Genomic DNA, 19086 nt, shown 5'->3' with positions numbered 1-19086 from the left:
ATGAACGGTGATGTGTTGTTGGGCGATCTGGATCGCTGCGAGACCCTCGTGGATCTCCTCCGGCTGCGCGCGGAGGCCCAGGGCGACGCCCTCGCCTTTCGATTCCTGACCACCGGAGACGTGGACGGCGGCTCCGAGGAGTGGACGTTTCGAGATCTCCACCTCCGCGCGATGGGCATCGCCGCGTCGCTGCAGGCGGCGGGGGCCGCATCGGACCGCGCGCTGCTCCTCTACGCGCCCGGGCTCGACTTCATCGCGGCGTTCATGGGCTGCGTCTACGCCGGCGTCGTCGCCGTCCCGACGTACCCGCCGAACCCGGCGCAGCTCGACCGCACCCTGCCGCGCCTCCGGGCGATCGCCCGCGACGCCGGCGCGAGGTTCGTGCTGACGACCGGGCTGATCGCCTCCCTCTCGGAGGCCCTCCGGGCGCAGGCGCCCGAGCTCTCGGAGCTCCGCTGGATCGCGACGGACGCGCTCGAGCCCGGGGCGGCCTCGGCGTGGCGCGCGCCGGACATCTCGGGGGAGACGCTGGCGTTCCTCCAGTACACGTCGGGCTCCACCGGGCACCCCAAGGGGGTGATGGTGAGCCACGCGAACGTGATCGCCAACGAGCGCGCCATCCGCGCCGGCTTCGAGCACGACGCGGGCTCGTCGGGCGTGGGGTGGCTGCCGCTCTTCCACGACATGGGGCTCATCGGGAACGTGCTGCAGCCGATCTTCGTCGGCTTTCCGTGCACGCACATGTCGCCGCTCGCCTTCCTGGAGAGGCCGCTCCGGTGGCTCAAGGCGATCTCCCATTTCCGCGCCACGACGAGCGGCGGGCCGAACTTCGCGTACGACCTCTGCGCGCGCAAGGCGACCCGCGAGGATCTGGCGGCGCTCGACCTCCGCTCGTGGACGGTGGCGTTCAACGGCGCGGAGCCGATCCGCGCCGAGACGCTCGACCGGTTCGCGGCGGCGTTCGCGCCCTGCGGCTTCCGCCGGGAGGCGTTCTACCCGTGCTACGGGCTCGCGGAGGCGACGCTGTTCGCCTCCGGGGGCCTCCGCGCCGCGCCGCCCGCCGGCGTGAGCGTCGACGCCGGCGCGCTCGCACGAGGGGTCTCGCTCCCGGTGGAGCCGGCCGCCGCGGGGGCGCGGCGGCTCGTGTCGTCCGGGGCGCCCCGGGCGCGCGTCGCCGTCGTTTCGCCGGAGCGCGGAGAGCGCGTCGCGGACGGGCAGATCGGCGAGATCTGGATCGCCGGCCCGAGCGTCGCGGGGGGGTACTGGGGCCGCGCCGAGGAGACCGCGCGCGCGTTCGGCGCGCGCCTCCAGGGCGACGGCGAGGCGTCGTACCTGCGGACGGGGGATCTCGGCTTCCTCTCGGGAGGCGAGCTGTTCGTCACCGGGCGCATCAAGGACCTCATCGTCATCCGGGGGCGGAACCTGTACCCCGACGACATCGAGCGGACGGTGGAGGCGGCGCACCCGCGCGTTCGCCCGGGCTGCTGCGCGGCGTTCTCGATCGAGGTCGGCGGTGAAGAGCGGCTCGGCGTCGCGGCCGAGCTCGACGGCCGCGGCGGCGATGCGCCGCCGGACGTCGTGGAGGCGCTGCGATCGGCGGTCGCCAGGGAGCACGACGTGCAGCCGCACGCGGTGCTGCTGCTCCGCCCCCGGACCCTGCCGAAGACGTCGAGCGGCAAGGTCCAGCGGCACGCGTGCGCCCAGGGCTTCCGCGAGGGGACGCTCGACACGCTCGCGGTGTCCGTGGCGCAGGAGGCGCCGGCGCCCGCGGGGGCCGAGGGCGCGCGCGCGGCGGCCGATCCGGCGCGGGTGCTGCGCCTCGCGCTGCGCGCGGTGCCCGCCCCGGGGAGGGTGGGCCTGCTCGTCGAGGTGGTGCGCGAGGAGCTCGCCCGGCTCGCGCGGGTGGATCTCGGGAGCGTCACCCCGACCTCGAAGCTGATGGCGCTGGGGCTCGACTCGCTCGCGAGCGTCGAGCTCCAGGCGCGCTTCGAGGAGCTGCTCGGCGCCGCGGTGCCGCCGCAGCTGCTCTGGCAGGCGACGACGGTCGAGGAGCTCTCGGCGGCGCTCTCGGCGGCGGTCGACGCGCCGGCCGCCGGGCCGGCCCCCGCGCCCGCCGCGGCGGACGGCGAGCCGGCGGAGCTCTCGTCGCACCAGCTCCGCCTGTGGTTCTTCTGCCGCTTCGCTCCGGAGAGCCCGCTCTACCACGTGGTGTTCGGCGCGCGGATCGTGGGGGCGCTCGACGAGGCGCGGCTCGAGGCGAGCCTCGCGGCCGTCGTCCGCCGGCACCCGGCGCTGCGCACGGTGTTCCGCGAGATCGCCGGGGAGCCCCGGCAGATCGTGCTGCCGGAGGTGGCGGTGCCCCTCGCGCGCGCGCGGGTCGTCGACGACGTCGACGCCGCGCGCGGGGAGGAGCGCGAGGAGCGCCTGCGCGAGCTCGCCGCGGCGTGGGGCCAGGCGCCGTTCGCGCTCGAGGAGGGGCCGCTGCTGCGGGTGTGCCTGGTCTCGCTCGGCGAGCGCCACCACGTGCTCCTCTTCGCGCAGCACCACCTCGTGACCGACGGCCGGTCGATCGAGGTGCTCGTCCGCGATCTCGCCGCGAGCTACGCCGGCCGCGCGGGCGCGCCGCCGGCGCTCGCGTACGGGTACGCCGACTACGCGCGCGCGCAGCGGGCCTCGCTGGCGCGCATGGACGCGGCGCGGGCCTACTGGAAAGCGAAGCTCGAGGGGCTGCCACGGCTCGAGCTGGGCGCCGAGCGCCGGCGAGCGGCGGCGTCGCCGTTCGCGGGCGGGACGGTCCGCTTCGCGCTCTCCGCGCCGCACGTCGAGGCGGCGCTCGCCGTCGCCCGGGCGGAGAACGCGACGCTCTTCGTCGCGCTGGCCGCCGTCTACGCGGCGCTGCTCCACCGCACGACCGGGCAGGAGGACCTGGGGATCGGCGTCGTCGTCGCCAACCGGAGCCGCCCCGAGCACCAGGGGGTCGTCGGCTTCTTCGCGAACACGGTCGTCCTGCGCGTGGATCTCGGCGGGAGGCCGACGTACCGCGAGCTCGTCCGCCGCGTGCGCCGGACGATGGCCGAGGCGATGGAGCACGCCGAGCTGCCGTTCGACGAGGTCGCGCGCGCCGCGGCCCCGGCAGCGGGGCGGGACGGGGAGCGGGACGCGCTGATCCAGGCGAGCTTCGTGCTGGAGAGCGCCTCGGAGCCGCCGGCGGAGGTCGAGGGGGCGCTGTGGCGGCCCGTGCTCTGGGCCCCCGACGGGGCCGTGGAGGGCACGGCGAAGTTCGATCTGGGGCTGAGCGTCGCGCGCCTCCACGGCGAGCTCGCCGCCGCGCTGGAGTTCCGCGCGGACCGCTTCGCGCGCGACGAGATCGAGCGCATGACGGGCCACCTCGGGGAGCTCCTTCGCTCGGCCGGGGCGGAGCCGGACCGCCCGATCGACGAGCTCCGGCTGCTCCCGCCCGACGAGGAGCGCTACCTGCTCGCGGGCTGCAACGACACCGCGGCGGCCTTCCCGCGGGACGCCTGCTTCCACGATCTCTTCCGGGAGCAGGCCTCCCGGACGCCGGAGCGGATCGCCGTCGCGTGCGGCGAGCAGCGGCTCTCGTACGCGGAGCTCGACAGCGCCACCGACCGCGTGGCGCGGGCGCTCTCGGCGCGCGGCGTCGGGCCCGATCGCCTCGTCGCCCTGCTGACGCGGCGCGACCTCGACTTCATGCTGCTCGCGCTCGGCGCCTTCAAGGCGGCGGGCGCGTACGTGCCGCTCGATCCCGCGCACCCGGCGCGGCGCAACGCCGACATCCTGGCGCGGGCGGGAGGCCCTCCCCTCCTCGCCGGCGCCGCGATCCCGGGCGCGCTGCTGGACGAGATCGCCGCGGCGGGCGCCGGGGCGATCGAGGTGCTCCCGGCCGGCGCGCTGCTCGCCGACGCCGCGGCGGAGCGCGGGGCGCTTCCGGCCGCGCGCGCGGAGCACCTCGCCTACGTCATCTTCACGTCCGGATCGACCGGCGCGCCCAAGGGCGCGATGGTCGAGCACCGGGGGATGCTCAACCACCTCTTCGCGAAGGTGCGCTCCCTCGGGATCGGGCCCGAGGACGTCGTCGCGCAGACCGCGCCGATCACCTTCGACATCTCGGTGTGGCAGCTGCTCTCCCCGCTGCTCGCGGGCGGGACGTGCCGCCTCGTGCCGGACGAGATCGCGACGGACCCCGCGCGGCTGCTCGACGCCGTGGGGGAGCTCGGCATCACCGTCCTGGAGATCGTGCCGTCGCTCCTGCGCGGGGCGCTCGACGAGCTCGAGGCGCGCCCGGCGTGGCGGCCGCGCCTCGACGGCCTGCGGTGGCTCGTGCTCACCGGCGAGGCGCTCCCCCCCGATCTCGCGCGCAGGTGGCTCGCGCTCTACCCGCAGATCCCGCTGATGAACGCGTACGGCCCGACGGAGTGCTCGGACGACGTGGCCCAGCACGTCATCGCCGAGCCCCCGGCGGAGGACGCGGCGTACGTGCCGATCGGCCGCGCGATCCAGAACACGCAGCTCTACGTGCTGGATCGACGGCGGCAGCCCGTGCCGCTCGGCGTCGCCGGCGAGCTGTACGTGGGCGGCGACGGGGTCGGCCGGGGGTACCTCCTCGACCCGGAGCGCACGGCGGCGGCGTTCCTTGCGGATCCGTTCTCCACCGCGGCGGGGGCGCGCCTGTACCGGACCGGCGATCTGGTGCGCCGGCTGCCCGGCGGCGAGCTCGTGTTCCTTGGGCGCATCGACCACCAGATCAAGCTCCGCGGCTTCCGCATCGAGCTCGGCGAGATCGAGGCGGTCATCGCGCGGTGCGCCGGGATCCGCGATGTCGTCGTCGTCGCGCGCGAGGACGCGCCGGGGGACCCGCGGCTCGTCGCCTACGTGGTCCCCGAGGCGCCGTCCTTCGAGCCGGGCGCCCTCAAAGACCAGCTCTCGTCGCGCCTGCCGGGCTACATGATCCCGGCCGCGATCGTCGCGCTCGACGCGCTCCCGCTGAGCGCGAACGGCAAGGTGGACCGCAAGGCGCTGCCCGCGCCCGCGTGGAACGCCCCGGGCGAGCTCGCGGCGCAGACGGCGCCGCGCACCGGCCTGGAGCAGGCGATCGGCGACGTGTGGCGCGCCGTCCTCGGCCTCGATCGGGTCGGCGTCCACGACGACTTCTTCGCGATCGGCGGGCACTCCCTCTCGGCCACGCGCGCGGCGGCCCGCCTGCGCGACGTGCTCGGCGTCGACGTCGGCGTCCGGTCGCTCTTCGAGGCGCCGACCATCGCGCGGCTCGCCGCGCATATCGAGCGGTCGACCCGCGGGGAGGCGCGCCGGGGGCGGGCGCCCCTCGCGCCGGCGCCGCGCGTCGGCGAGGAGGCGCCGCTGTCCTTCGCGCAGCAGCGGCTCTGGTTCCTGGATCAGCTCGAGCCCGAGAGCGCCACGTACAACGTGCCCGCGGCGCTCCGCCTGCGCGGCGCGCTCGACCTCACGGCGCTCGCGCGCGCCATCGCGGAGGTCGTGCGGCGGCACGAGGTGCTGCGCGCGACGATCCACGCGGTCGACGGCCGCCCTGTCCAGCGCTTCCAGGGCGCGGGCCAGACGCCGGACGCGTGGCCCCTCCCCCTCGTCGACCTCTCGGAGATCCCCGCGGGCGATCGGGAGGTGGCTTTACAAAGCGACGCATCGCTGGAGGCCGCGAGGCCGTTCGACCTGGAGAAGGGGCCGCTCCTGCGCGTGACGCTCTTCCGGCTCGCGCCCGACGAGCACGTGCTGGTCGTCACCCTCCACCACATCGCCTCGGACGGGTGGTCGCTCGGCGTGCTCGCGCGCGAGCTCACGGCGGCTTACACCGCGTTCGCGAGAGACGCGGCGCCGGCGCTCCGCCCGCTGCCGGTCCAGTACGCCGACTACGCCGCCTGGCAACGGCAGGAGCTCGCCCCGGAGGTGCTGGAGGCGGAGCGGGAGATCTGGCGCCGGAGGCTCGAAGGCGCGCCGCCGCTCGATCTCCCGACGGACCGTGCCCGCCCCGCGGCGCGCTCGTCGCGCGGGCGCACGCACCGGTTCGCGCTGCCGCAGGACCTCGCCGCCGCGCTCCGGCGCCGGAGCCAGGAGCTCGGGGCCACGCTGTTCATGACGCTGCTCGCCGCCTTCGAGGCGCTGCTCCACCGGTACAGCGGCCAGCAGGACTTCTGCGTCGGCACGCCGGTGGCCGGCCGCGGGCGGACCGAGCTCGAGCCGCTCATCGGGCTGTTCGTCAACACCCTTGTCCTGCGCGCGCGGCTCGACGGCGACCCGACCTTCGCGGAGCTCGTCGGCCGCGTGAAGGCGGACGCGCTCGAGGCGTACGCCCACCAGGATCTGCCGTTCGAGGCCGTCGTCGACGCGCTCGCCGTGGAGCGGGATCTCAGCCGGAACCCGCTGTTCCAGGTGATGTTCGCGCTCCAGAACGTGCCCCCGCCGGCGCTCACGCTGCCGGGCGTCGAGGCGTCGCCGGTCCCGCTCGACGTGGAGCGGGCGCGGTTCGATCTCACGCTCTTCCTCACCGAGTCGGCCGACGCGATCGAGGGCGCCCTCGAGTTCGATCTCGATCTGTTCGACCCCGAGACCGCCGCGCGGCTCGCGGGGCACTACGAGACGATCCTCCGCGCCGTGGCCTCGGACCCGGGGGCGCGGGTCGCCGAGCTCCCGCTCCTCACGGCGGGCGAGCGGCGCGAGCTCCTCATCGCGTGGAACGCGACGAGCGCGCCGCCGCCGCCCGCCGCGTGCCTGCACGAGCTCTTCGACGCGCAGGCCGAGCGGTCGCCCGGCGCCGTGGCCGTGGCGTCCGAGGCCGGCGAGCTCACGTACCGCGAGCTCCGCCGCCGCGCCGACGCGCTCGCCCGGCGGCTGCGCGCGCTCGGCGTGCGGCCGGAGACGCGCGTGGGCCTGTGCGTGCGGCGGACGCTCGACATGGTCGTGGCCCTCTGGGCCATCTTCAAGGCCGGCGGCGTCCACGTGCCGCTCGACCCGGGCTACCCGCGGCAGCGGCTGCAGTTGATCCTCGAGGACGCGGCGGCGCACCTGCTCGTGACCGAGAGCGCGCTGTCGGGGCTCGTGCCGGCAGGGTCGGCCGAGGTGCTCCTGCTCGACGAGATCGTCGCGGGCGCGGACGACGTGGAGCACGCGCAGGGCGGGGAGGGCGACGCGCTGCCGGCGGGGCGGCCGGATCAGGCGGCGTACCTCATCTACACCTCCGGCTCGACGGGCCGGCCCAAGGCCGTCGTGATCGAGCACCGCCAGGCCGTCGCGCTCGCGTGGTGGGCCAGGCGGACGTTCTCGGACCAGGAGCTCGCCGGCGTGCTCGCGTCCACGTCCACGTGCTTCGATCTCTCGGTCTTCGAGCTCGTCGTCCCGCTCTGCTGGGGCGGCAAGATCGTCCTCGCCGACGACGCGCTCGCGCTGCCCGCGCACCGGCGCCGCGACGAGGTCACGCTCGTCAACACGGTGCCCTCCGCCGCGGCGGCGCTCCTCGCGGTGTCGGGCATCCCCGGGTCGGTGCGGACCGTGTGCCTCGCCGGCGAGCCGCTCCGCGCCTCGCTCGCGCGCGACGTGCTCGCGCTGCCGCACGTCGAGCGGCTCCTGAACCTCTACGGCCCCAGCGAGACCACGACGTACTCGACAGGCGCGACCGTGACCGCCGCGGCGCGCCCGACGATCGGCAGGCCCATCGACCACACCCAGGTCTACGTGCTCGACGCGCGGCTGCAGCCGGCGCCCATCGGCGTCGCCGGGGAGCTCTACATCGCCGGCGCGGGCGTCGCGCGCGGCTACCTGGGGCGCGACGAGCTGACGGCCGAGCGGTTCGTCCCCTGCCCGCTCGAGGAGGCCCGCGGCGCGCGGATGTACCGCACCGGCGACCGCGCGCGCTGGCTCGCGAGCGGAGAGCTCGAGTACCTCGGGCGGCTCGATCATCAGGTGAAGATCCGCGGCTTCCGCGTCGAGCCGGCGGAGACCGAGGCCGCGCTCGCGGCGCACCCGGACGTGCGCGAGGCGCTCGTGCTCGCGCGGGACGACGGCCCCTCGGGCCGCTGGCTCGTCGCCTACCTCCTCGTCCGCCGGCCGGTGGACGCGCAGGCGCTGCGGGCGCTCGTCGCCGAGCGGCTGCCGGAGCCGTTCGTCCCGTCCGCCTTCGTCGAGCTCGACGCCTGGCCGCTCAACGCCAACGGCAAGGTGGACAGGAAGGCGCTCCCGGCGCCCAGTCGACCGAAGATCGCCCCGGAGATCGCGCCGGACATCGCGGGCGAGGCACGGCGCGCGCCGGCGACGCCGACCGAGCAGGCCCTCGCGGGCGTCTGGGGCGAGGTGCTCGGCCGCGGCGGCATCGGGACGACCGACGACTTCTTCGCGCTCGGAGGGCACTCCCTCCTCGCGGTCCAGGTGATCGCGCGCGCGCGGCGGCTGTTCGGCGTCGATCTGCCGCTGCGCGCCGCCTTCGACGCGCCGACGGTCGCGGCGCTCGCCGAGCGCATCGATCGGGCGAGGCTGGACGGGCGCCGCTGCGCGCCCGAGCCGCTCCGCCCGGCGCGCCGCGGCGGCGACGCGCCGCTGTCCCACGCCCAGCAGCGCCTCTGGTTCATCGAGGCGCTCCAGCCGGGCACCGCGGTCTACAACATGCCGATCGGGGTCCTGCTCCGCGGGCCGCTCGACCGCGCCGCCCTCGAGCGGAGCCTCGATCGGGTGGTCGCGCGCCACGAGGCGCTGCGCACCCGGATCGAGGCGCGCGACGGCCAGCCGTTCCAGGTCGTGCTCCCCGAGGCGCGCCTCGAGCTGCGGCTCGTCGACCTGTCCGCCATCCCCCGGCACGAGCGGGACCGGGCGGCGCAGCGCGCCGCGGAGGAGGAGGCGCGGCGGCCGTTCGATCTCGCCTCGGGCCTGCCGATCCGCGCGGCGCTGATCCGCCTCTCCGACGAGGCGCACGTGCTGCTCGTCACGGCGCACCACATCGCCTGCGACGGCGGCTCCATCCCCGTCCTGTTCCGCGACCTGTCCGCCTTCTACGAGGCCGCGCGGGATGGCCGCGCGGCGGATCTGCCGCCCCTCCAGGTGCAGTACGCCGACGTCGCGATCTGGCAGCGCGCCCAGGCCGACGCGTGGCGGGGGCAGCTCGAGTACTGGAAGCGGCAGCTGTCCGACCTGGAGCCGCTCGAGCTCCCCACCGACAGGCCGCGCGGCAGCGCCCTCTCCCACCGCGGCGACACCGTCCCAGTGAGCCTGCCCGCGCCGCTCGTCGAGGCCCTCCGCGCGCTCGGCAGGCGCGAGGGCGCGACGATGTTCATGGTGCTCCTCGCCGGCTTCGTCGCCCTCCTGCACCGCTACACGGGCCGCGCCGGCGTGGCCGTCGGCTCGCCGGTCGCCGGCCGCACGCAGGTCGAGGTGGAGCCGCTCGTCGGCTTCTTCGTCAACCTGCTCGTCCTGCGCGTCCGCGTCGACGACGACCCCACGTTCGTCGAGCTCGTGCGGCGGGTCCGGCAGGCGACGCTCGAGGCCCAGGAGCACCAGGACGTCCCGTTCGAGCAGGTCGTGGACGCCCTTCAGGTGAAGCGCGACCTCGGCCGCACCCCGCTCTTCCAGGCGGCCTTCGCGTTCCAGGGCGCGCCGGAGCGCCCACGGAAGCTCGGCGACCTCGACGCCTCGCCGTTCGAGGTCGACACAGCGACCGCGAAGTTCGACCTCCTGCTCGCGCTGGAGGAGGACGACAAGGCCGTCTCCGGCGGCATCGAGTTCAGCGCCGACCTGTTCGACAGGGCCACGATCGAGCGCTGGCGGGGCCACCTCGAGGCCCTGCTCGCGGCGAGCGCCGCGCAGCCCGGGCTGCGCGTCGGCGACCTGCCGCTGCTCGGGCGCGACGAGCGCGACCTCGTGCTGCACGCGTTCAGCGGGGGCCGATCGGCGCAGCCCGCCCCGGAGGCCGCGTGCGCGCACCGCCTGTTCGAGGCGCAGGCCAGGGAGGCGCCCGAGCGGGCCGCGCTCCTCTTCGAGGGCGCGACGGTGAGCTACGGCGAGCTCGACCGCCGGGCCAACCAGCTCGCGCACCACCTCCGCGCCCGCGGCGTGCGGCGCGGCGCGCTGGTCGGCGTGTGCCTGCCGCGCTCGCCCAACATGATCGTCGCGCTCCTCGCGGTGCTGAAGGCCGGCGGCGCGTACGTGCCGCTCGACCCGACCTACCCGCGCGATCGGCTCGCCTTCATGATCGAGGACGCGCGCCCCGCGCTGCTCGTCGCCCAGCCGGAGCTCCTCGCCGCGCTGCCCGCGGCGCTGCCGCCGGTCGTGCGGCTCGGCGAGAGCGAGCCCGCCTTCCCGCAAGAGCGGAGCGACGCCCCCGACGCCGGGTCGCTCCCCGAGGACCTCGCGTACGTCATCTACACCTCCGGCTCGACAGGGCGCCCGAAGGGGGTGCTCATCGAGCACCGCTCGCTCTCCGCGTTCGCCGTGGCGCAGCGCAAGCTGCTCGGCGTCGAGCCGGGGACCCGCGTCCTCCAGTTCACGCGGCTGAGCTTCGACGTCTCCGTGATGGAGATCTTCGTGCCGCTCTCCGCGGGCGGCGTCGTGTGCCTCGCGCGCGCCGAGGCGCTCATGCCCGGGCCCGGGCTCGTCGACCTCCTGCGCGAGCAGCGGATCCAGGTGGCGTCGCTGACCCCCTCGGCGCTCATGGCGGTCGGCTTCGACACGCTCCCGGACCTGCGCGTGCTGTGCGTGGCCGGTGAGGTGTGCCCCGCGGAGCTGCCGCGGCGGTGGGCGCGCGGCCGGCGGTTCGTCAACGGATACGGTCCCACCGAGGCGACGGTGCTCGCGACCGCGGCCGAGTACGCGCCCGACGTCGCGCGGCCCACGATCGGCCGCCCGCTGCCGAACACGCAGACGTACGTGCTCGACCCGCGGGGCCAGCCGGCGCCCATCGGCATCCCCGGCGAGCTCCACATCGGCGGGATCGGCCTCGCGCGGGGCTACCTGAACCGCGACGACCTCACCGCGGCGCGCTTCGTGCGCGCGGCGTTCCCCGAGGCGCAGGGGGCGCGGCTCTACCGCACGGGCGACCTCGTGCGGTGGCTGCCGAGCGGGGAGATCGACTTCCTCGGCCGGCTCGACGAGCAGGTCAAGATCCGGGGCTTCCGGATCGAGCTCGGCGAGATCGAGGCGGTGCTCGCGTCGCACCCCGACGTGACCGAGGCGGCGGTGGTCACCCGGGAGCACGCCCCGGGCGACGTGCGGCTCGCGGCCTTCTTCATCCCGCGCGGCGGGCGCGCCGCGGCGAGCGACGCGCTGCGCGGGTACCTCTCCGATCGGCTGCCCGACTACATGGTCCCGCCGGTCATCGCGCCGGTCGAGCGGTGGCCGCAGACCCCGAGCGGCAAGATCGATCGCCGGGCGCTCGCCGCCTCCGTGCCCGCGGCGCTCGCGGCGCTCGCGGGCGGAGCGCGCGTCCCGCCGAGGACCGGGCTCGAGCTCGAGCTCTGCGCGCTGTTCGAGGAGCTCCTCGGCGAGGGCGGCGTCGGCGTGACCGACGACTTCTTCTCGCTCGGCGGGCACTCGCTGCTCGCGGTGCGGCTCATGGCCGAGATCCGCGGGCGCTTCGGCCGCGATCTGCCGCTCACGAGCCTGTTCCGCGCGCCGACGGTGGAGGGCCTCGCGGCGCTCCTGCGCGAGGATGGGGGAGCGCCGCGGGGCCGCGCCTCCGTCGTTGTCCCGCTCCACGAAGGGGGCGCCCGCGCGCCGCTCTTCTTCGTTCATCCCATCGGCGGCAACGTCCTCTGCTACGCGGATCTCGCGCGCGAGCTCGGGCGGGATCGTCCCTTCTACGGCATCCAGGCGTTCGGCCTGGAGACCCCCCCGCGGCCGCTCGCCAGCGTCGGCGAGATGGCCGAGGCGTACTGCGAGGAGCTCCGCCGCGTCCAGCCCGAGGGGCCGTACCTGCTCGGCGGCTGGTCGATGGGCGGCGTGGTGGCGTTCGAGATGGCGCGCGTCCTCGAGCGCGGCGGGCGCAGCGTGGCCGCCGTCGTCCTCGTGGACGCGTACCTCCCCCCGTTCGACGAGCCCGGCGACGACCTCCCGCCGATCGCGCAGTTCGCCGCGGATCTCGCGCGGATCGCGGGCGCGCCGGCCGCCGCGGCGCTCGCCTGGCCGGACGGCGGCGCGGCCGACGCCGCGTGGCTGCTGGAGCGCGCGCAGGAGCTCGGCGCGCTGCCCCGCGGGACGGCGCTCGGCGAGCTGGAGGCGCTGCTCGACGCGTTCCAGCGGAACGCGGCGCTGCTCGCGCGCTACGCCCCCGGCGAGCTCTCGGCCCGGGTCGAGCTCTTCCGCGCCGAGGCCTCACCGCGCAGGGATCCCCGGCCCGCGTGGGCGAAGTGGGCCCCCGGCCTGCGGAGCCACGTCGCGGCCGGCGACCACTACACGCTGCTCCGAAAGCCGCACGTCGGCGCGCTCGCCGAGCGCATCCGGGCCGCGCTGCTCGAGGCGGACCCCGGCGCGCCGCCCACCGACGCCGGAGCCGCCCGGCCGCCGGGGTGATCGGCGCTCTCGCCGCCGCGCTTCGCCGCCCTGCCGCGCTCGTTGCCAGGCAAGGGCCTTTGACTGACTCGTCTCGAATCCATCAACCGAATCCAAGAGGAACATCATGCCCAACATCGCAGTGCTCACCAACGACCTTCAGTACGAGTTCATCGACAAGATGCCGGGAGGTCGCGAGCTCCTCAACAGGGTGGCGCCGCAGTTCAACATGTTCCTCGGCGCCATCCGCGCCCTGGGGCACGTCGTCGTCCACCTCCAGCTCATCAACGATCCGAACGATCCGCAGATCCAGCGCCGCTTCCGCGGGAAGGAGATCCCGGCGATCAAGGGCACGCCCAACGCCGAGCTGATCAAGGACTTCGTCCATCCGTCCGACATCGTGATGGTCAAGCACCGCGACAGCGGGTTCTACGAGACGCCCCTCGACGACAAGCTGAAGGAGCTCGGCGTCAAGACGATCCTCGTCACGGGCATCCAGACCCAGATCTGCGTGCAGACCACGGCGGCGGACGGCTTCTTCCGCGGGTACAAGGTCTGGGTCCCCGAGGATGGCGTGTTCTCCCTCAAGGAGGAGGACAAGAAGCGCTCCCTCGAATGGATGGCGTCGTACTGCGCGGCGATCGCCCCCGGCGCGGAGATCATCAAGCGCCTGCGCCAGAGCGACGACCTGCCGAGCCGGGAAGAGCTGCTCGGCTGACAAGGCACGACGAGGCCGAGGAGCCGGGCGGCCTCGTCTCTTTCACGACCCTCACCGCAGCGCTGCGGTGCCAACGCTGGAGCCTCACATGACGAAAGAACACGCGAAAGAGAACGAAGAGGTCGTCCTCGACCACGGGACGGGCGCCCGCCTGAGCCGGGAGCTCGTCGAGCGGATCGCCGCGACGCTCGGCGACACGTACATCGGCGCGATGGAGGACAGCGCCATCCTGGAGGTGCCCACCGGCCGGATCGCCGTCACCACGGACTCCTTCGTGGTCACGCCGCTGTTCTTCGGCAACGGCGATATCGGCAAGGTCGCCGTCTGCGGCACCGTCAACGATCTCGCGGTCAGCGGCGCGAGGCCCCTCTACCTGACCCTGGGCCTCATCATCGAGACGGGCTTCCCGATCCCCTTGCTCCTCCGCGCCCTCGAGTCGGCGCGCGACGCGGCGAGGGAGGCCGGCGTGAAGATCGTCGCCGGCGACACCAAGGTCGTCGGCAAGGGCGAGGCCGACCGGCTCTTCATGAACACGGCCGGCGTCGGCGTCTTCGAGCGCCCGCCGCTCGTGAGCCGCGCCGTGCGGCCCGGCCACAAGATCATCGTGAGCGGGTATCTCGGCAACCACTCCATCCACCTGCTCTCGGTCCGCGAGGGGCTCGGCTTCGAGAAGCGGGTGCAGAGCGACTGCGCGCCGCTCAACGGGCTCATCGACGCGGTCCTCAAGGGCGTGCCCCAGGGCGCCGTGGCGGCGATCCGCGACGTGACGCGCGGCGGCCTGTGCGCCGTCCTCCACGAGTTCGCCCGCGCGTCGGGCGCCGAGCTCTCCTTCGCGCGCGCGGCGCTGCCCGTGCTGCCGGAGGCCGTCATGGCGGCCGACATGCTCGGCATCAACCTCATCCACCTCGCCAACGAGGGGTGCCTCTGCCTGTTCGTGGAGGCGGACAAGGCGGGTGACGTGCTCGGGATCCTCCGCGCGCACCCCTACGGCCGCAACGCGGCGGTCATCGGGGAGGTCAAGGCCGCGGCGGAGCCGGTCGTGTCCATGACCGAGCCCGATGGGACTCAAACCCTGCTCGAGGAGCTTTATGGAGCCGAACTCCCCCGACTCTGCTGACGCGCGGCCGGCGCTCGTGACCCGCCGATTCCGGGTCTCGGGCATCGTCCAGGGCGTCGGCTTCAGGCCCTTCGTGCACCGGCTCGCCCGCGCCGTCGGGGCGCGCGGCTGGGTCCTCAACGACTCCCGCGGCGTGCTGCTCGAGCTGCAGGCCGGCGACGAGGCGATCCAGGCGTTCCTGCGCGCGCTCGTCGAGTCGCCGCCGCCGCTCGCCCGGATCACGGGCGTCCGCGAGGAGGCGCTCGCCGAGCCCGCCCCTCGATACGACGACTTCCAGATCCGCGGCAGCGTCGATCTGCGCAGCACCGACACGCTCATCCCGCCCGACTCGGACGTCTGCGCCGACTGCCTGCGGGAGCTCAGGGACCCTTCGAACCGCCGTCACCGCTACCCGTTCATCAACTGCACCCATTGCGGGCCGCGCTACTCGATCATCTGCGACATGCCGTACGACCGGCCGCAGACAACGATGAAGAGCTTCCCGATGTGCCCCGCCTGCGCGGGCGAGTACGAGGACATCGAGGATCGGCGCTACCACGCGCAGCCGAACGCGTGCCCCGCGTGCGGCCCCCGGCTCACGCTCACCGATCGGCTCGGCGCGCCGATCGAGGCGGAGGACGCGGTGCGCTTCGCCATCGCCCGGCTCCGCGAGGGCGCGCTCTTCGCGGTGAAGAGCCTCGGCGGCTTCCACCTCGTCGCGGACGCGCGCAACGAGGCGGCGGTGCGGGAGCTGCGCCGCCGCAAGCGCCGCGACGCCAAGCCGTTCGCGATCATGGTGGCCGACGCCGAGGCGGCGCGCCGCCATGTCTCGCTCAGCGACCCGGAGCGGGCGCTGCTCGAGAGCCGGCAGCGCCCCATCGTCCTCCTGCGCAGGCGGCCAGGCGCCCTGTCCGAGGCGATCGCCCCGAGGAACCCGAGCTTCGGCGTCATGCTGCCCTCGACGCCGCTGCACTACCTCCTGCTCGAGGACCCGGCGCTCGACGTCCTCGTCATGACGAGCGGGAACCTCTCCGGACACCCCATCGCGTTCGACAACGACACGGCGCTCTCGCAGCTGCGCGACATCGCGGATTACTTCGTCCTTCACGACCGCGATATCCGCACCCGCGTCGACGACTCCGTCGTCCGGCTCACGGAGGCGGAGGGGCTCGACGCGCCGCTCGTCTCGTTCATCCGCCGCTCGCGGGGCTATGCGCCGTATCCGATCCACCTCCCGCAGGACGTCGGTGCGGTCGTCGCCCTCGGCGGCGAGCTGAAGACCACCGTCGCCGTCGGCAAGGACAACCAGGTCTTCATCAGCCAGCACATCGGCGATCTCAAGAACGACGCGACGTTCGGCGCGCACATCGACTGTTCGTCGCACGTCCAGCGGCTCCTGTCCGTGCAGACGGACACGGTCGCTTGCGATATGCACCCGGCGTTCCGCTCCACGCGGGCGGCGAAGCGCCAGGCCGGCGCGGAGGTCGCGACGGTGCAGCACCACCACGCCCACATGGCCGCCTGCATGGCCGAGAACGGGCTGAACGAGCGGGTGATCGGCGTCATCTTCGACGGCTCCGGCTACGGCCTCGACGACACCGTCTGGGGCGGCGAGTTCCTTGTCGGCGACTACCGTGAATTCGTGCGCGCCGGCCACCTCCGGCCGATGTACCTCCTCGGCGGCGACAAGGCGGTCAAGGAGCCCATCCGCGTCGCGATCTCGCTGCTCGTGGAGACGTTCGGGGAAGAGCTCGGCGGGATCCGCGTCCCGGCGCTCATGGACGTCGCGGAGGAGCGCCGCGACGTCTTCGTGAAGATGGCGCAGCGGAGGCTGAACGCGACCGCCACGACGAGCATGGGCCGCCTGTTCGACGGCGTGTCCTCGCTCCTCCGCATCTGCCACGAGGTCGAGTACGAGGCGCAGGCCGCCATCGAGATGGAGGCGCTGCTCGACAGGGACTTCCGGACGGCGCCGCCGCTCCAGTACGGGATAGACGAGCGGGACGGCCGCCTCGTGGTCGACTACCGGCCTCTCGTCCGGGATCTCCTGCGCGCCCTCGACCAGCCGGACGCCACGCCCGCGCACCTCAGCCGCCGGTTCCACTCGACGATCGTGGACGTGATCGCCGCGGTGTGCCTGCGCCTTTCGGACAAGTTCGACGTGCGCCGCGTGGTCATGAGCGGCGGAGTCTTCATGAACGAGTTCGTCCTGATCAACGCGCTCCGACGCCTCGAGAGCGAGGGGCTCACCCCGTATTGCCACCGGCTGGTCCCGCCGAACGACGGCGGGATATCGCTCGGCCAGATCCTCGTCGCGGCCGCCCGCGCCCCGTCGGCGCGAGGGGAGCGCCCCACCACCACCGATCGCCCATGAAGCTCCTCGCGTTCGTCGCCGGCTACTCCCGGCGGATCCTCGTCCTCGCGATCCTCGCGGGGACGCTCTGCGGCGCCTGCAACACGGCGCTCCTCGTGCTGATCAACGAGGCGCTGCAGCGCAAGCGCGGCGCGGTGATGTGGAGCTTCGCCGCGGTGTGCCTGCTGCTCCCGTTCGCCCGCTACCACTCGGAGATCCTGCTCACGCGCCTCAGCCAGGGGGCGCTCTTCGATCTCCGGGTGAAGATCTGCCGGAAGATCCTCGGCGCGCCGCTCCGCCAGATCGAGGAGATCGGCCCCTCACGGGCGCTGACCGCGCTCACGGACGATGTCCCCGTGATCACCACGGCGCTGATGCAGATCCCGATCGTCTGCATCAACCTCGTCATCGTGGTCGGAGGCCTGCTCTACATGGGGTGGATGTCTCCTGTCATGCTGGCGTCGGTGCTGACGCTCATCGTCCTTGGCATCGTCGGGTATCAGCTCCCGATGAGCCGGGCGACACGGCACTTCCGCCGCGCGCGCGAGGCGACCGAGGAGCTGATGAAGACCTTCCGCGCGCTCACGCGCGGCGTGAAGGAGCTGAAGCTCCACGCGCGGCGCCGCGAGGCGTTCCTCGCGACGTCGCTCGAGGGGGAGGCCGGCGTCGTCCAGGCGAGCAACCTGCGCGGCATGGTCGCGCTCACCGCCGCGAACGGGTGGGGACAGGCGATGGTGTTCACCATCATCGGCGTGACGCTCTTCGTCGTGCCGCTCTTCCAGGAGGCGAGCTCCGAGGCGTCGGTCGGCTACGCCCTCGTCCTCCTCTACCTGATGACGCCCATGCAGGTCCTTATCGGCGCGCTCCCGGCCCTGAGCCGGGCGGGCATCGCCGTGCAGAAGGTCGAGGACCTCGGCGCGACCCTCAACGTCGAGGCGAGCGGGGCAGAGGCCCCGCTCCCCGAGAGGTGGAAGCGGCTGGAGCTCGCCGGGGTCACGCACGCCTACAGGTCCGAGGGAAAGGACGACACCTTCACGCTGGGCCCCATCCACCTCAGCGTGCGGCGCGGCGAGCTGATCTTCCTCGTCGGAGGCAACGGCAGCGGCAAGACGACCCTCGCGAAGCTGATCGCGGGCCTTTACGCGCCCGAGTCGGGCCAGATCCGGCTCGACGGCGAGGCGATCACCGACCGGAACCGGCAGGCGTACCGGGAGCTCTTCTCGGTGGTGTTCTTCGATTTCCACCTGTTCGAGAGCCTGATCGGGCTCGACTCTCCCGAGCTCACCCAGCGCGCCCGGGGTTACCTCTCTCGCCTGCAGCTCGATCACAAGGTGTCTGTCGAGGGCGGCGTCCTCTCCACGACGTCGCTGTCGCAGGGGCAGAGAAAGCGCCTCGCGCTGCTCACGGCCTACCTGGAAGACCGGCCGGTCTACCTGTTCGACGAGTGGGCGGCGGACCAGGATCCGGTGTTCAAGGACGTCTTCTATCGCCAGATCCTCCCGGAGCTCAGGGCCAGCGGCAAGACGATCCTCGTCATCAGCCACGACGACAGGTACTTCGGGCTGGCGGATCGCGTCCTCAAGATGGACTTCGGCCAGCTCGTGGGCGACGCACAGGCCACCGCGAGATCGGACGAGACATACGCCAGCGCCTGAGTTAGAAGCCGGCGCGTTCGTCGTCCGACGGCGAGCCGACGGGAGGTGTCATGGAACCGCTGGTGCTGTATCTTGGTACGAAGACGTATTCGACCTGGTCGCTCCGCGCCTGGCTCGCGCTGAAGCACACCGGCGCTTCGTTCACGGAGGAGGTCATCGCCCTCTACCAGCCGGGGTCGCGCGAGGCGCTCCTCCGGCGCTCCCCCTCGGGGCGCGTGCCAGCGCTGCGGCACGGTGACCTTGTCCTCTGGGACTCCCTCGCGATCTGCGAGTATGTCGCCGAGCTCTTCCCCGAGGCGCGGCTCTGGCCGGGCGATCGTGCGGCGCGCGCGCTCGCCCGGTCGGTGTCGAGCGAGATGCACTCCGGGTTCACGGCGCTGCGCAACGCGATGTCCATGGATCTCCGCCGGGAGATCGCCCCGATCGCGCGCGACGCCGCCGTGGACGCGGACATCGATCGTGTGACGTCGATCTGGACCGAGTGCCGGCGGGCCCATGGCCAGAAGGGGGAGTACCTCTTCGGGCATTTCACGATCGCCGATGCCATGTTCGCGCCGGTGGTCACGCGCTTCCGCACCTACGCCGTCCCGCTCGCGGGCGCCGCGGCAGCGTACGCCGAGACGATGTGGCGGCACCCTGGCCTCGCGGAGTGGGTCGCGGCTGCACGGACGGAGTCGCTGGCCGGCTAGCACCCGTCGCCGGATCAGCTCGAGGACGTCGAGGCTGAACCGCGACGATCGCACGC

General features: G+C 73.9%; 6 protein-coding genes. All 6 read left to right on the top strand.

Annotated features, from left to right (window positions below):
• Positions 1-12: 12 nt before the first annotated feature.
• Positions 13-12540 (top strand): amino acid adenylation domain-containing protein, encoded by a 12528-nt coding sequence (locus WME95_RS13445; protein ID WP_437908795.1) that lies wholly within the window; start codon positions 13-15, stop codon positions 12538-12540.
• Between the two features lie 106 nt (positions 12541-12646).
• Positions 12647-13237, top strand: a complete 591-nt coding sequence (locus WME95_RS13440) for a cysteine hydrolase family protein (protein WP_437908794.1) — start codon at positions 12647-12649, stop codon at positions 13235-13237.
• Between the two features lie 88 nt (positions 13238-13325).
• Positions 13326-14354, top strand: coding sequence for a hydrogenase expression/formation protein HypE (hypE, locus tag WME95_RS13435; protein ID WP_437908793.1), 1029 nt, complete (start codon positions 13326-13328; stop codon positions 14352-14354).
• On the top strand, positions 14326-16707 hold the full coding sequence (gene hypF / locus WME95_RS13430) for a carbamoyltransferase HypF (protein ID WP_437908792.1): 2382 nt from the start codon (positions 14326-14328) through the stop codon (positions 16705-16707). The genes hypE and hypF overlap by 29 nt, the downstream gene beginning before the upstream one ends.
• Positions 16704-18341, top strand: coding sequence for a cyclic peptide export ABC transporter (locus WME95_RS13425; protein ID WP_437908790.1), 1638 nt, complete (start codon positions 16704-16706; stop codon positions 18339-18341). Before hypF ends, WME95_RS13425 begins: the two co-directional genes overlap by 4 nt.
• Before the next feature lie 50 nt (positions 18342-18391).
• Positions 18392-19030, top strand: coding sequence for a glutathione S-transferase family protein (locus WME95_RS13420; protein WP_437908788.1), 639 nt, complete (start codon positions 18392-18394; stop codon positions 19028-19030).
• The last annotated feature ends 56 nt before the right edge of the window (positions 19031-19086 follow it).

The organism is Sorangium sp. So ce327 (genome assembly GCF_051530205.1).
Classification (GTDB): Bacteria; Myxococcota_A; Polyangia; order Polyangiales; family Polyangiaceae; genus Sorangium; species Sorangium cellulosum_B.
Note: the sequence above shows the minus strand (reverse complement) of the source record. Positions and strands in the feature narration are given on the sequence as shown.

Coding starts and splice junctions, on each gene's coding strand:
- WME95_RS13440 (WP_437908794.1), top strand. CDS start 12,647: ATGCCCAACATCGCAGTGCTCACCAACGACCTTCAGTACGAGTTCATC.
- hypE (WP_437908793.1), top strand. CDS start 13,326: ATGACGAAAGAACACGCGAAAGAGAACGAAGAGGTCGTCCTCGACCAC.
- hypF (WP_437908792.1), top strand. CDS start 14,326: ATGGAGCCGAACTCCCCCGACTCTGCTGACGCGCGGCCGGCGCTCGTG.
- WME95_RS13425 (WP_437908790.1), top strand. CDS start 16,704: ATGAAGCTCCTCGCGTTCGTCGCCGGCTACTCCCGGCGGATCCTCGTC.
- WME95_RS13420 (WP_437908788.1), top strand. CDS start 18,392: ATGGAACCGCTGGTGCTGTATCTTGGTACGAAGACGTATTCGACCTGG.